Here is a 14,680-nt window from a genome sequence, read left to right on the forward strand (position 1 = left end):
GCTCAGTGCTGCCCCAACGCCGCCAGCTGATCCGCCTGGTATTCGGTGCGCAGGGGGTCGATGACTTCCTCCAGCGCGCCCTGCATCACCTCATCCAGCTTGTACAGGGTCAGGCCGATTCGGTGGTCGGTCACCCGGCCCTGGGGGAAGTTGTAGGTGCGGATACGCTCGGAGCGGTCGCCGCTGCCCACCAGGTTTCTGCGCGCGTCGGAGATTTCCTGGGCGGCGGCGGACTCCTGGGCGCTGTTCAGCTTGGCCTGCAGCAGGGCCATGGCCTTGGCGCGGTTCTTGTGCTGGGAGCGCTCGTCCTGGCACTCCACCACAATACCGGTGGGAATATGGGTCAGGCGCACCGCCGAGTCGGTTTTGTTGACGTGCTGGCCGCCGGCGCCGGAGGCGCGATAGGTATCGGTACGCAGGTCTGCTTTATTGATCTCAATCGCATCGCGCTCATCGGGCTCTGGCATCACCGCTACAGTACAGGCCGACGTGTGAATACGCCCCTGGGATTCGGTTTCCGGCACCCGCTGCACCCGGTGGGCACCGGATTCGAATTTGAGCCGCGCATAAACATCATCCCCCGCCACACGGGTGATGATCTCCTTGTAGCCACCGTGCTCACCGGGGTTTTCACTGATCACCTCGATGCGCCAGCCCTGCTTCTCGCCATAGCGGGAATACATGCGGAACAGGTCGCCGGAGAAAATTGCCGCCTCATCACCGCCGGTGCCAGCACGGATTTCCAGGTAGACGTTTTTGCGGTCATTGGGATCCCGCGGCAACAACAGAGTCTGCAACTCGTTTTCCAGCGGCTCCAGTTGCGCCTGGGCCTCGCGCAGCTCTTCCTGGGCCATTTCACGCATTTCCGCGTCGCTCTCTTCGAGCATCTCGCGGGCGGCGGCCATGTCTTCCTGCAGGGTTTTATAGCGGCTGTAGCATTTGACCACTTCTTCCAGCTCGGAATACTCCCGCGACAGTTCGCGGAACTGCTCCTGATCGCTGATGATCTCCGCATCCCCCAACAGCGCGGAGACCTCCTCGTGGCGCTCCACCAAGTTGTCGAGTTTGTGTTGTACCGAATCTTTCATTTACTTGAGTTTCTTCTTATCCGGCGTATTCGCCGGCAAATCGGTTTCCGGGGCCGACGCATCTGGCGCCAGGCCAATAATTTCCCGCGCGATGCGCAGACGCTCAAGGTCGCCCTCGGCGGTCGCTTGCCGCAGGGCCACGGTGGGCGCGTGAATCAATTTGTTGGTGAGCGAGCGGGCCAGCTGCTCCAGCAACTGCTCCGGATCGCCACCGGTGCGCAGCTGCACCAGAGCCTTCTCCAGTTCGTCTTTACTGACCGACTGGGCCTGCTGGCGATAGCTGCGAATGGAATCCACCGCCTGCAGACTGCGGTGCTCGCGCATAAAAATCCGCGCGGCGGCATCGACAATTTCATCTGCCGCTTCGGCGGCCTTTTCCCGCAGGCGCTTGCCCTCGTCGATCACCCCCCGCAGGTCATCCACGGTGTAGAGATAGACGTCGTCCAGCTTGCCCACCTGGGACTCGATATCCCGCGGCACCGCGATATCCACCATAAACATGGGGCGGTGGCGGCGCTGCTTGAGGGCACTCTCCACCGCGCCTTTGCCGAGAATCGGCAACTGACTGGCAGTGGAGCTGATCACAATATCCGCCCGCGGCAGGTAGTCGGGAATATCCGCCAGCAGTATCGCCTCGGCGCCAAAATCCTGCGCCAGCGATTGGGCGCGATTGAGGGTGCGGTTGGCGACGATTAACTGTTTGACGCCTTTATCCAGCAAGTGCCGGGCCACCAGTTCGATGGTCTCGCCGGCACCGATGAGCAGCGCCGTCTGCTGGCCCAGGTCGGTAAAGATACGCGATGCCAGGGAAACCGCGGCAAACGCCACGGATACCGGGTTTTCGCCAATCGCTGTCTCGGTGCGCACTTTCTTGGCCACCGAAAACACCTGCTGAAACACATTGTGCAGGGTAGAACCCACGCTGCCGGACTCCCGCGCCACCGCATAGGCGGACTTCATCTGCCCGAGGATCTGCGGCTCGCCGAGTACCAGTGAGTCCAAACCGCAGGCCACGCGCATCATGTGCCGCACCGCCGACTCATCGGTGAACTGATAATGGCAGCCGGTCAGCTGCTCCAGTGGCACCTTGTGATAGTTCGAGATCCAGGCCAGAACCGACTCAGCAGTCACCTCACCGTAAATCTCGGTTCGGTTACAGGTAGAAAGAATCGCCAGTTCCGGGCAGTCCAGCGCCGCCCGCGCCTCCGCCAGCGCGCTGGGCATCACTTCCGGGGCGAACGCCACCCGCTCGCGCACGGCGACGGGCGCGCTATCGTGATTGATTCCCAGGGCGAGGATTGGCATAGATACTCGTCGTCATTGGTCGTTTTTCCGGGAAGCCACAGGGCTCCCCGGGGTAAAAGGCTGCACATTGTCCGGGGCTGCCGCACGCCATGCAAGAGGAAGCAGCCTATGCCCCTGATAGCCTGGCGATGACCGGAACCTGTCCGTGTCGCCGCAACCGCGCAGCCCGGACCATCCACAGCCCCTTGTCCGGCACACCCTTAAGGCAGTTTATGCACAAGGATTAAATAGGTGCTGACTTTGCCGCTGAAACTGCTCGGGTGCCAACGGCGCCGGAATTCAGAACTAGAATTATACGGCGATAACCCGGAAAAATACGCCAACAGGCGCCCCCAACCAATTCGGATGACACCAGTGGCTAACCCCGCTGTGTGAGGTATCACCTCTGTCATTTGGCCGGCCAGCCCCTACTCCGGGCCGGATTCAGGGCGCGAACGTACGGACACGTTTCTATGCAGCTTTTCTTTGCACTCTCCAAGTCGGTCTCCATGGCAGCCTCCATGATATTCACCGGCGCGGGGCCACAGACCGCCCACCTGCAACGCAGGATCCTCAAGCCCGCCAAAGATCTGCCTCCCGCGACCCGGGGCCAGCGCCAGGGCCTGCTCGTCACCGCCATCTCGGCGGCCATTCTCAGCGCCTGCACCCAGCAGCCCCAATTTGCCGCGGGAGAGCCGACGGCCCCCCTGCCTCCGCCGTACCAAGCAACGACCGAACAAGGAGAGCCAGGCAGTGTCGACCCGCAGACAACATCGACCACCCAGCCTCAAGCCCCCGCAGACCGGCAAGCCGGCAACCGCGAAGAGGTCGCTGACGCCCGGGACAAAGAAAAGGCCAAACCCTTCCCGATCGAAACCTTCTATACCCTGCTGGTGGCCGAAGTCGCCGGCAACCGCGAGCAGTATGATCTGGCACTGGCCAATTATTACTTTCAGGCCGAGCGCACCAAGGATGCCGGCGTGGCCGCTCGCGCCACCCGCATCGCCCGCTTCCTGAACGCCCGCCGCGCTGCATTGCGCTCTGCACAACTGTGGGTAGAGCTGGAGCCGGAGAACCCCGATGCCCAACTGGCCGCTACCGCGGAACTGACCCTTGCCGGTGAATTTGAGAGCGCCATGCGGCATGCCGAGCTGGCACTGGACCTGGGCGGCGATGCCCCGCTGCAATCAGTCGCGGCCACGGCAGTGGACAACGAGGAACTCGCCGCCAAAGTCCTGCCGGAATTCCGCCGCCTTTCGGGGAAATACCCCCACAACCATGAAGTATCCCTGGCGCTCGCCATGCTACTGCGTGCCAACAACAAACATGCTGAGGCACTGACACTGACGCGCCAGGTACAGGAAAAGGATCCCGCGCTTCTAGATGCCCCACTGCTCGAATCCCATATCCTGATCGACATGGGGCGTGAAAAGGAAGCGCGCAAGCTGCTGGAAAACCTCGTCGCCCTGTACCCAAAGGAAAGCCGCTTGCGCCTGCAGTATGCGCGCCTGCTGATTCGCGAAGACCTGGACATGGCACAGCAGCAATTTGCCGAGCTGGTAAAACAACGCCCCAACGACGGCAACCTGATTCTGTCCCTGGCACTCATCCAGTACGAAACCAAACAATTCGACAGTGCTAAAGCCATGCTGGAAAAACTGCTGGCGATGGAAGAGCATGAGTCAGCCGCACATTTTTACCTTGCCGGTATCGCAGAGCAGCAGGGCGATGTCCGCCAGGCAGTAACCCATTACCACAACGTGCGACCGGGCAGCGATTACGTGCAGGCCATTACCCGCGGCACCGCGTTGCTGGCTGCCAACGGCGAGCTTGACGAAGCGCACAAATGGTTTGAAGAACTGCGCCACCGCCACGCCGACCAGCATGAACAGTTTTATTTATTGCAAACTGAACTTCTGACAAAGCACGGCTATCTGAAAGAAGCGCAAACACTGCTGGCCAGTGCAATCGAGGCCAACAGTGACAGCAAGCGCCTGATTTATGCCCACGCAATGACCAGCGATCAGCTGGGGGATATGGCAAATTTTGAGCTGGGTTTGCGCAAACTGTTGTCCCGCGATCCGGATAATGCGAACCTGCTGAACACGCTGGGATACAAACTGCTTTCTTACGATGATCGCCTAAACGAAGCCCTGGTGCTGATCACCAAGGCTCTGGAGCTCAGCCCGGATGACCCTGCCATCATCGACAGCATGGGCTGGGCGCACCATCGTTTAGGCAATCACAGCCTGGCTGTGGAATATCTGCAAAAAGCCCTGGGGCTGATGCCGGATCACGAAATCGCGGCCCACCTCGGCGAGGCACTCTGGGCACTGGGTGAACGCCAACAGGCGATGCAGGTATGGGAGCAGGGGTTGCAGAAAAACCCAGAGAGCAAACTCATTCCCGCTGCGATGCAGCGGCTACAAGACCAACAAAGACTGGAACAGCATGTCACGGAAAGCTGAAGTTCTCTCCCTATCGTCTTTCTCTCTCCCCTATCGCAGCGCGCAACGCGCGCTGCAACTCACTGCGGCACTGCTGCTTCTGGGCGTGGTGGGCTGCAGTTCACAGAAGCCGCAACCAGAACAACCGCCGGCACAGACCTCTCAAGCTCAGTCCGCCACGTCACTGCAGCGCTGGGAAGCCCAGGGCAAGCTCGGCGTTCGCTCACCGAAGGAAAACGGCAGCGCCAACCTGACCTGGCAACAGGCCAACAGCAATTACCGCATTCACCTGAGCGGCCCACTGGGCGCAGGTGCCACAGTGATCAGCGGTTCCCCGGGCGGTGTCAGCCTGCAGCGCGGCAATGAGCCCGCGGTATTTGCTTCCAACGCAGGACAGCTGACCGAGCAAATCATGGGCTGGCCGCTGCCGGTATCAGAAATGTTTTACTGGGTGCGCGGACTGGCGGCTCCCGGCGCCATTGCCGGCCAACAGAAAAACGCCCAGGGTCTGCTGCAGGGACTGCAACAAGCGGGGTGGCAATTGAACTTCAGCGGTTACCAGTCCGTAGGTCCTTATCAGTTACCCACCCGCATCAAAGCCTCGACCAATCAGGCTGCCGGCCCCGTCAGCGTCACGGTCGTCATCAAGGACTGGCAACCCCGATAACCGGGATTACCTGCGCCGCGCTCTTTACTGCGGTGTTCTCTCTGGTTGGCGGCTGCTAAAATTGCCGCCAACCTGCTGCCCCCGGGGCAATTCTTCTCAGTACACCTTCTCACGGCCACTTCCGATAACAACAATGACCTCCTTCACCCTTTGCGCGCCCGCCAAACTGAATCTGATGCTGCGTATTCTCGGCCGTCGCGATGACGGCTATCACGAGCTGCAGACCGTATTTCAATTGCTGGATTACGGCGACACTCTCCGCTTCGAGGCCAGAGCGGATAACCGGATCGAGCTGAGCTGCCCCGGCGTTGACGTCAAAGCCGAAGACAATCTGATTTATCGCGCCGCGCAAGCCTTGCGCCAGGTCAGTGGAAAACCGCACCTCGGCGCGACCATTACTGTGGATAAAATTCTACCTGCCGGCGGAGGTATCGGCGGTGGCAGCAGCGATGCCGCTACTACGCTGCTGGGGCTAAACCAGTTGTGGCAATGCCATCTGGGCCTGGACCAGCTGGCGGATCTGGGGCGGCAACTGGGAGCCGATGTGCCGGTCTTTGTACGTGGACACAGCGCGTTTGCCGAAGGCGTAGGCGAGCGACTGACCCCGGTATCTATCACGCCAAAGTGGTATCTGGTACTGACCCCCGCCTGCCATGTGAGCACCGGCGCGTTATTTTCCGATCCACGTTTGACAAGAGATTCCGCCGCAATTACATTAGCGGCCCTTCGCGACAGGCGGTTGAACACACACTGGCTGAACACCTATGCCGGTAACGATTTTCAACCGCTCGTAGAAACTCTCTACCCTGAAGTGCGGCAAGCCCGAGAGTGGCTTTCCCAGCACGCAGAGGCACAACTGACGGGAACCGGCGCCTGTGTTTTTGCCGGCTTCGAGTCAGAAGCGGCGGCACACCAAGTGTTCGCGCTGCGGCCTGAAGGATGGAAAGGGTTTGTTGCTGCAGGTGTTGATCAATCCCCTGCACACAGGCAACTCGCGAAATTTGCAGCAAGCGTCTAAATTGACTAACTGCAACATTGCTGGGGTGTAGCCAAGCGGTAAGGCAGCGGGTTTTGATCCCGTCATGCGAAGGTTCGAATCCTTCCACCCCAGCCATTTCCTTATTTAAGTTTTCAGGAATTCATCCATGAATTCCTGAAAAGACGCTAAGCGCGGCGCATGTCCGCCCTTAGCTTCCGCCAAACCAGTTGCACTGGTTTGCGGGCGAGCCATCCATGGCTCGCTTTGGAGCTTCGGGTCCACCCCCGATAACCGGCCGATCAGGCCCACCCTCTACACTTGCATCAAATGGTCGCCCAATGAAAAGGCATCACACTAACCTGCAAGCAGTTCGCGCTCCGAAACTCACCTGAATTTCACTAAAATCATCTACTCCCAACGAAAAAGGTACTCGCAGTGGCTGACTTAATGGTCTTCACCGGCAACGCAAACCCGGAACTGGCACAAAAGATTGTTGACCATATGGCGATACCGCTGGGAGAGGCGGTGGTTAAGCGCTTTTCCGATGGTGAGATCGCGGTCGAAATTACCGATAACGTACGCGGACGCGACGTTTTCGTGGTGCAGTCCACCTGCCAGCCTACCAACCGCAACATCATGGAGCTGATCCTGCTGGTGGACGCCCTGCGCCGCGCCTCTGCGGGCCGCATCACCGCGGTAGTCCCCTACTTCGGCTACGCGCGCCAGGATCGCCGCGTCCGCTCCCAGCGGGTACCGATTTCCGCCAAAGTTGTCGCCGACATGATGGTCAGCGTGGGTATCGACCGGGTTCTGACCGTCGACCTGCACGCAGAGCAGATCCAGGGCTTCTTTGATGTGCCTGTGGATAACGTTTACGGCTCTTCTGTCCTGCTGGACGATATCGAGCGTCAGAATTACGAAGACCTGGTGGTTGTATCCCCGGATATCGGCGGTGTAGTGCGCGCCCGCGCAGTGGCAAAGAGCCTGGATTGCGATCTGGCGATCATCGATAAGCGCCGTCCGGCGGCCAACGTGGCCGAAGTAATGAACATCATCGGTGAAGTCAGTGGCCGCACCTGCCTGCTGGTGGACGATATGGTGGATACCGCGGGCACCCTGTGCAACGCCGCCAGCGCCCTGAAAGAGCATGGCGCCACCAAGGTAGTCGCCTACTGTACCCACCCGGTACTGTCCGGTAAGGCGATCGAAAACCTGAACAACTCCGTGATGGATGAACTGGTAGTCACCGACTCCATCCCGCTGGGCGACAAAATGAAGCTGGCCCCCAAGATCCGCCAGCTGACCCTTTCCGCGATGCTGGCCGAATCCATGCGCCGCATCAGCAACGAAGAGTCGCTCTCCGCGATGTTCCGCTAGTAATCCCCAGCACTTCCCCTTAGAATACGCGCCCGCCCGGCACTGCCGGGCGTTTACTATTGGGCGTTTCAATAGATTCTGCCCAGCTTATTAGCAATGCCAGAAGATTCCGGTCGCAGGTTCTTCTGGACAGACAACCTGAGGTTTACCCCATGTCTGAATTTAAATTGAATGCCAGCGTCCGCAGCGACGAAGGGAAAGGTGCGAGCCGCCGCCTGCGTCGCCTGGAAGCAAAAGTTCCTGCCATCATCTACGGTGGCGAAGTTGAGCCGCAGTCCATCTCCCTGCTGCAGAAAGACATGTTCAAGGCACTGGAAAACGAAGCGGTTTACTCTTCCGTTCTGACCCTGAGCGTTGACGGCAAAGAAGAGACCGTGATCCTGCGCGATCTGCAGCGTCACCCGGCTAAAGCCATCCTGCTGCACGCTGACTTCCAGCGCGTTTCTGCAGACACCAAAGTTCACGTGAAAGTGCCCCTGCACTTCCTGAACGAAGAAACCTGCAAAGGCGTTAAGGCCGGCGGTATCGTTTCTCACACCCTGAACGAGCTGGACATCACTGCCCCGGCTTCCAAGCTGCCTGAGTTCATCGAAGTGGACCTGGCTGACCTGGAAATGGACGGCACTGTACACATCTCCGACATCAAACTGCCGGCTGGCGTTGAGTCTGTAGATCTGGCCCACGGCGAAGATCACGACCTGGTTGTAGCTTCTGTTCACAAGCCGCGTGGCGCTGTTGAAGCTGAAGCTGCCGAAGGCGAAGAGTCCGGCGAAGAATAAGCCGTTACTCGTTCAACTAAGGTAAAGCACCTTGAGTAAGGCTCCGGACACGCCCATCCAGTTGATTGTGGGCCTGGGTAACCCAGGTCCCGAATACGACCGGACGCGTCATAACGCCGGAGCCGACTTTGTCTCCGAGCTGGCCCGTATTCACGGCACCCAGCTAACGGCAGACAGCAAATATCACGGCCTCTCCGGCCGTGTGCGGATCGGCGGGCAGGACATCCGCCTGCTGATTCCCACCACCTTTATGAATCGCAGCGGCCAGGCAGTGGCTCCGCTGGCGAATTTCTTCAAGATTCCCGTCGAGGCTATTCTGGTCGCTCACGATGAGCTGGACCTGCCCTGCGGCACTGCGCGCCTGAAAAGCGGCGGCGGCCACGGTGGCCACAATGGCCTGCGCGACATCATTGCATCCATGGGGAACAACCGGGATTTCATGCGTTTGCGCCTCGGCGTCGGCCACCCCGGTAATGCCCGCGATGTTGTGAATTACGTCCTGCAGCGCGCGCCCCGCGTTGAACAGGATCAACTGGCCGAGGCCATCGACCGCTCAGTGGATGTCATGCCTACCGCTGCCAGTGGCGACTGGAATGGCGCCATGAAGGTGCTGCACACCAGCACCAAAGCCACCTCCAAGTCCCAGTGACCATCTAACCAATTACCTAAGTAAGTACTGCGGCCCCGACACCGGCGCCCCGGCACAAACACCACCTACAGGATTCAGACCATGGGTTTTACTTGCGGCATCGTCGGCCTGCCCAATGTGGGCAAATCCACTCTGTTCAATGCCCTGACCAAAGCGGGCATCGATGCAGAAAACTTCCCCTTCTGCACCATTGAGCCCAATGCCGGCATAGTACCTGTACCGGATCCGCGCCTGGACAAGCTGGCCGAGATCGTAAAGCCGCAAAAGCTGATTCCTACCACCATGGAATTCACCGATATCGCGGGCCTGGTGGCCGGCGCCTCCAAAGGGGAAGGCCTGGGTAACAAGTTCCTCGCCAACATCCGCGAGACCGACGCCATTGCCCACGTTGTGCGCTGCTTTGAAGACGACAACGTCATCCACGTAGCCAACAAGGTGCACCCGGTAGCGGACATCGAGGTGATCAACACCGAGCTGGCGCTGGCGGACCTGGATACCGTAGAAAAAGCCCTGCTGCGCTACACCCGCGCCGCCAAGGGCCAGGACAAGCACGCCATCAAAATGAAGGCGCTGCTGGAGAAGATCCAACCGCACCTGGATGAAGCCAAGCCTCTGCGCTCCTTCGCCCTGAATGACGACGAGCTGGCCGCCCTCAAGGAACTGAGCCTGCTCACCATCAAGCCCACCATGTATATCGCCAACGTGGATGAGGACGGCTTCGAGAACAACCCGCACCTGGATGCGGTCGCTGCGATCGCCGCAGAAGAAAATGCCGTTCTGGTGCCTATCTGCAACAAACTGGAAGCAGAAATTGCCGAACTGGACGACGAAGAGAAGCAGGAATTCCTGGAAGAGCTGGGCATGGAAGAGCCGGGCCTGAACCGGGTGATTCGCGCCGGCTACCAGCTGCTGGGCCTGCACACCTACTTCACCGCCGGTGTGAAAGAAGTGCGCGCCTGGACCATCCCCCTGGGAGCCACCGCACCGCAGGCGGCGGGCAAGATCCACACGGATTTCGAGAAAGGCTTCATTCGCGCGGAAGTCGTCGGTTACAACGATTTCGTCGCCAACAAAGGCGAAGCTGGCGCCAAGGAAGCGGGCAAGTGGCGTCTTGAGGGTAAAGAATATGTCGTTGCCGACGGCGACGTGGTGCACTTCCGCTTCAACGTCTGATCCTCGCGCCTCCCCTCGGCCAAGGTTTTGGCATCCACCCGGGACTCCACAAGAGTCCCGGGGCCCTTCTGAAATCCGCCACCCGCGGAAATCATGTCTGCAACAACCGCATAGTAGGTTGCCATGTACCCATCCAACTGGAGAGTCGGTCTGCCGCTGGCGCTGACCACCGCCTTTCTCTGGGCACTGCTCCCCATCGCCATGAAAGGCCTGATCGCCGACATGGATTCCACCACCATCACCTGGTATCGCTTTTTTGGCGCGGCGTTGTTTGCCGGCGCCTGGTACGGCTGGCGGCGAGAACTGGAGCTGGGAAAATTACTGCAAGGCAAGCTTCTGCCCTACACCCTGCTGGCCGTTGGCGGCCTCCTCGCCAACTACATCGCCTATGCCACCGGACTCAACTACATCACGCCCGGAGCACTACAGGTATTGATCCAGCTGGCACCGCTGTTGCTGCTGATCTTCAGTGTCTTCTGGCTGGGTGAACGCTTTTCCCCGCGCCAGTGGATGGGTGTTGCGCTGGTGTGCATCGGCCTGCCGCTGTTTTTCAACCTGCGCATCGGTGAGCTAGTTGCCGGGGAAGACCGGCAGTACCTGTTCGGGGTTGCCCTGGTTGCCATTGCGGCGGTTACCTGGGCGGTGTACGGCCTCTTCCAGAAAAAAATCGTCGCCGTCTCCCGCCCACAAAATCTCCTGGTCATGATTTATCTGGCGGGCACCCTGTGCTTCCTGCCGGTCGCCAAACCCTCCAGCGCCCTGCAGCTGGGCGCTCTGGGCTGGGCACTTCTGCTGTTTTTGACCGCCAACACCCTCATTGCCTACGGCGCCTTCGCCAAGGCCATGGCAGCCTGGGAGGCATCGCGGGTCAGCGCCACCCTGGCACTGGTACCGCTCATGACGCTCGGCCTGAGCAGTATCATCGGCGCCCTGTGGCCAGAATACATTGAGGTAGAACCGATGAACTGGATCAGCTGGGTTGGCGCCATAACCGTTGTAATAGGCTCACTATTGGCTGCCATCGGCCGCGGGCGCTGATAGAGTCAGGGCTGACGCCTTGCGCGCTAAGCTACTGATTAAATTAGTAAAAAGGGTGTTGACACTCTCACCTCATCCCCCTATTATTCGCGCCCTCGGTTAGCCGAGTTTGTTTGTGGCAAGGTAGCTCAGCTGGTTAGAGCGCAGCACTCATAATGCTGAGGTCGGGAGTTCAAGTCTCCCCCTTGCTACCATCTTATTCTCGTGAATCCAGCTTCACGAAACCCGATACTGGGGTGTAGCCAAGCGGTAAGGCAGCGGGTTTTGATCCCGTCATGCGAAGGTTCGAATCCTTCCACCCCAGCCATATTCAGCAGTGTCTGAAACGAAAAGGCGATCCATTGGATCGCCTTTTTTGTTTTTCTAGCCGGTTTCTTTCTCGAACAGCCTTCCCGAACAACCTTTCCCGAATAGCCATCTTCAGACAACAACAGTATCTGAGCCTCAGGATCCGGACAGCAATCGCTCCCCTTCCGGAAAAATCGCTTCCACCGCATTCTTCCCGCTCCGTCGCTCCCTCGCCAATTGCCGCCTTAGCCCCAGCCAGCGCAACGCTTCAAAACCACCGAGACACACGATGACGGAAACAGAAGCCAGTGCAGCCCCCAAGGCTCCCAGGGTCGAACGCTCGGAAATACAGGTCCACACAAACTGCACAACGCACAGCATGGCCACCACCAGCAGGGTAGGACGTCGGCCGATCAACCCGACCACAAAAACCCCCAGCGGGGCGCCAAGGGCCACTACCGGCGCAGCGGCAAGCCAGTTGCCGAACACACCAGGTTGCCAGCCTCCAGACAGACTTTTCACGACCACCCCGACCACCGATGAAAACGCCATCACCACCACCGATGTGGGAATCGCGACCTTGAGATCGACCCGGCTCAGCAACACCAGCGCCGCGTAAACCACCATATCGATACCAACGCCCGTCACTGATACGGCGCTAAACCCGGACACAGCCCCCAACAGCAGGCCTACACGGAAATCCTGCGGGCACCGCGGATCGCCGGCGTGATCATGCCCGGTAATCTCTTTCAGTCGGTACAGGTGAAGAATTCCGAAACTCCCCCAGATCACCGCAAACACCAGCTTTACCCACAATTCAGGAACCAGCGGCGCAAAGAAAACGATACCCAGGGGGGTTGCGAACAGACTGCCAACAAGCGCCCCGCGCAACATGGACCAGGCCAGCGGTTGCCGGCGACAAAAGATGAAAATACTGGCGCTGACCATACCGATGGACTGCACCGCAAAACTGAAGTCCCGGCCGAGACTCGCTGGCATATCAAACAGAAGAACTAGGACAGGAAAGCCCACCGTGCCACCCCCCATCGGGGTAGAACCCGCGGCGTAACTGCCAACGGCCATGGACAAGGCCATGGGCCAATGCTCTACCACCAGCGGCCAGTAACCCTGGACAAACACCAGCAGCCCCCAGAGCGCATAAAAAAGCCCCAGGAAGATTAGCCAGGCGGAATAGCGTTTGAGGAACATTTGAGGAACATAGGTAGGGAGAGTATCAGGGCCTCAGGAATTGAGGCCCCGGGAAGGTCGCACCGGAAACCCGATCCGACCTCAGACGCGCTCAGCCTATTGCTCAGGCGCCAGCCTGCATCTTGGCCAGACGGGAGAACTGATGCATGGAGCTCAGCTGCGCGTACAGCGGCGCCAGGAAACCACGCTTGCGGAAATCGGCGAAGTCTTCTTCACCCAGCTCGTTCAGCTTCTTCTCATCAACCATGTAGATACCGGTCAGGTTGATCTTCTCACCACCGGCGTTAACCGCTACGTTCTGGGTGGTCAGCAGGTCTTTCTCGGCCAGGATGGTGATGAACGCTTTGGTCATCTGGTCGCTTTCCAGGTAGCCCACCAGGGACTCTTTCTTCGCCTTCAGGTACTCGGACTCTTCACCGGCATCATTGAACAGGGCGTTACCCTCTGCTTCGCCAACAACCGGGCTGTTCTCGATCAGGCCAACCATCAGGCGCTCTTTGTCTTCACCAGCAGGCGCCAGGACGAAAGGATGGTTGCGCACAGCACCAGGAACGAAAACACCTTTCCAGCTTTCGCCATCAACAAACAGGTTTTCGCCTACTTTCAGGCTCAGCAGCGCAACAGACTGGAACTGGTCAGTTTCGGAATTCTTTACGAAAACGATCGGGTATTCAGCACCCAGGCGGGCGAATTCGTGAGCAGTAACCGGCACCATGTGTGCGTTTTTGACGTGCTCAAAGGTCCCCAATTCACGGACTTTCAGTTTGCCGTGAACGTCGCTGCGCAGAGGAACGATTTTTGGGGCTTCTACAGTGGCCATACAACACCTTATTGAAATTTGAAGTTATTCTAAAAAACCCGGTCAGTATATTTTTTATACTCAAAAAGGGAAGCCAAAAAATACACCAGACAGACAGAAGTTGCCAGCAATTCCTGCATCGCAGGCATGCTCCGCCCCTCTATCAACCGCACATAGATACCAGACCAGCACCCTACTCGTAACTGACAAACAAATTGGCGGTCAAGCGCCCCTCCATGGGACAGGAGTTGATACTTTTGTCCGAGAGGATATTGGCACTGTGCAGCAGATTACCCTTGTAGATCACTACCCGATTGAACCTGGCGGGTACAAATCCCACCTTGTCGAACAGATCGTCAGAGTCAAAGCAATACTTTTGCGGGCGGCGATATTTGTTGAACTCGAGATAACAGCAATCCAGGTAGTGCTCGACCCTTTCCGGGGTAATGGACTCGTAACGACTACTCTTGTGCTGGTAGAACCCCGTTCCGCCATGGGTTTCATCGCAGAGGTACAGCAGTATGGCGTAAAGCCCGGGCGCACTGGTGTCGAAATGGGGCGCTCGCTGCAGCGGCCCCAGCTCCTCTTCCGGCACGGTTATGAGGTTGAGGGTTTCCTGGTGGATCGTGAGCTTTTTTTCGGGGGCTAGCGCGAACTGCTCCCGCACTACGGCATCCAGCCGGCTCATCATTTGCTCCGCATGCTCCGGCGGAGCCGACGCCCTCACCCCCGGATAACCCTTGCGTTCCGCCGCAATCGGCCAGGGAGCGAAACTGGACGCTTTGGCAAACGCCACCAACTCTTCCGGGCTCTCAAGGAAGTCATCGATAACAACGACCGTATTTTTTTCATTGCCGACGTTTAGTACTTGCATGTCCAACGTAATCAAATCCAATCAGATAC

General features: G+C 58.8%; 13 protein-coding genes and 3 tRNA genes. 11 read left to right on the forward strand and 5 right to left on the reverse strand.

Going from position 1 to position 14,680, the window contains the following annotated elements:
* Positions 1–2: 2 nt before the first annotated feature.
* Entirely contained in the window at positions 3–1,088 is a 1,086-nt protein-coding gene (prfA, locus tag M0G74_RS13755) for a peptide chain release factor 1 (RefSeq protein ID WP_160154322.1), read from the reverse strand.
* Positions 1,089–2,393, reverse strand: a complete 1,305-nt coding sequence (hemA, locus tag M0G74_RS13760) for a glutamyl-tRNA reductase (RefSeq protein WP_248218191.1) — start codon at positions 2,391–2,393, stop codon at positions 1,089–1,091.
* Between the two features lie 452 nt (positions 2,394–2,845).
* On the opposite strand from hemA, the gene M0G74_RS13765 reads away from it, so the two are divergent.
* The 11 genes from M0G74_RS13765 to M0G74_RS13815 all read left to right on the forward strand — a co-directional run bounded on the left by M0G74_RS13765 (position 2,846) and on the right by M0G74_RS13815 (position 11,788).
* Positions 2,846–4,840, forward strand: a complete 1,995-nt coding sequence (locus M0G74_RS13765; protein ID WP_248218196.1) for a tetratricopeptide repeat protein — start codon at positions 2,846–2,848, stop codon at positions 4,838–4,840.
* Positions 4,824–5,486, forward strand: a complete 663-nt coding sequence (lolB, locus tag M0G74_RS13770; RefSeq protein WP_248218210.1) for a lipoprotein insertase outer membrane protein LolB — start codon at positions 4,824–4,826, stop codon at positions 5,484–5,486. Before M0G74_RS13765 ends, lolB begins: the two co-directional genes overlap by 17 nt.
* A 133-nt stretch (positions 5,487–5,619) precedes the next feature.
* Positions 5,620–6,504 (forward strand): 4-(cytidine 5'-diphospho)-2-C-methyl-D-erythritol kinase, encoded by an 885-nt coding sequence (ispE, locus tag M0G74_RS13775; RefSeq protein WP_248218223.1) that lies wholly within the window; start codon positions 5,620–5,622, stop codon positions 6,502–6,504.
* Between the two features lie 21 nt (positions 6,505–6,525).
* Positions 6,526–6,600: transfer RNA gene (locus M0G74_RS13780), tRNA-Gln, on the forward strand.
* 312 nt (positions 6,601–6,912) lie between these two features.
* Positions 6,913–7,842 (forward strand): ribose-phosphate pyrophosphokinase, encoded by a 930-nt coding sequence (locus M0G74_RS13785; RefSeq protein WP_160155034.1) that lies wholly within the window; start codon positions 6,913–6,915, stop codon positions 7,840–7,842.
* A 152-nt stretch (positions 7,843–7,994) separates the two neighbouring features.
* A complete protein-coding gene (locus M0G74_RS13790) occupies positions 7,995–8,621 on the forward strand; it encodes a 50S ribosomal protein L25/general stress protein Ctc (RefSeq protein ID WP_160154326.1) in 627 nt (208 codons plus the stop codon).
* Positions 8,622–8,652: 31 nt separating this feature from the next.
* Positions 8,653–9,270: an aminoacyl-tRNA hydrolase gene (gene pth, locus M0G74_RS13795; protein ID WP_248218225.1), complete on the forward strand. Its 618-nt coding sequence runs from the start codon at positions 8,653–8,655 to the stop codon at positions 9,268–9,270.
* 81 nt (positions 9,271–9,351) lie between these two features.
* Positions 9,352–10,443, forward strand: coding sequence for a redox-regulated ATPase YchF (gene ychF, locus M0G74_RS13800; RefSeq protein ID WP_160154328.1), 1,092 nt, complete (start codon positions 9,352–9,354; stop codon positions 10,441–10,443).
* Between the two features lie 123 nt (positions 10,444–10,566).
* A complete protein-coding gene (locus tag M0G74_RS13805) occupies positions 10,567–11,481 on the forward strand; it encodes a DMT family transporter (RefSeq protein WP_248218228.1) in 915 nt (304 codons plus the stop codon).
* 117 nt (positions 11,482–11,598) lie between these two features.
* Positions 11,599–11,675, forward strand: a tRNA-Met gene (locus M0G74_RS13810).
* Between the two features lie 38 nt (positions 11,676–11,713).
* Positions 11,714–11,788: transfer RNA gene (locus M0G74_RS13815), tRNA-Gln, on the forward strand.
* Between the two features lie 137 nt (positions 11,789–11,925).
* On the opposite strand, the gene M0G74_RS13820 is transcribed toward M0G74_RS13815, so the two are convergent.
* From M0G74_RS13820 to M0G74_RS13830, 3 genes are all read right to left on the reverse strand, one after another.
* Positions 11,926–12,978, reverse strand: a complete 1,053-nt coding sequence (locus M0G74_RS13820; RefSeq protein ID WP_248218229.1) for a sulfite exporter TauE/SafE family protein — start codon at positions 12,976–12,978, stop codon at positions 11,926–11,928.
* Positions 12,979–13,081: 103 nt separating this feature from the next.
* Positions 13,082–13,798 carry a SapC family protein gene (locus tag M0G74_RS13825; RefSeq protein ID WP_160154331.1) on the reverse strand — a complete coding sequence of 239 codons (717 nt, stop codon included), beginning with the start codon at positions 13,796–13,798 and terminating at the stop codon, positions 13,082–13,084.
* 172 nt (positions 13,799–13,970) lie between these two features.
* Positions 13,971–14,651, reverse strand: a complete 681-nt coding sequence (locus tag M0G74_RS13830) for a DUF6445 family protein (RefSeq protein WP_248218232.1) — start codon at positions 14,649–14,651, stop codon at positions 13,971–13,973.
* Positions 14,652–14,680: the final 29 nt, after the last annotated feature.

The sequence above is a fragment of the Microbulbifer sp. CAU 1566 genome, assembly GCF_023156515.1.
Lineage (GTDB): Bacteria > Pseudomonadota > Gammaproteobacteria > Pseudomonadales > Cellvibrionaceae > Microbulbifer.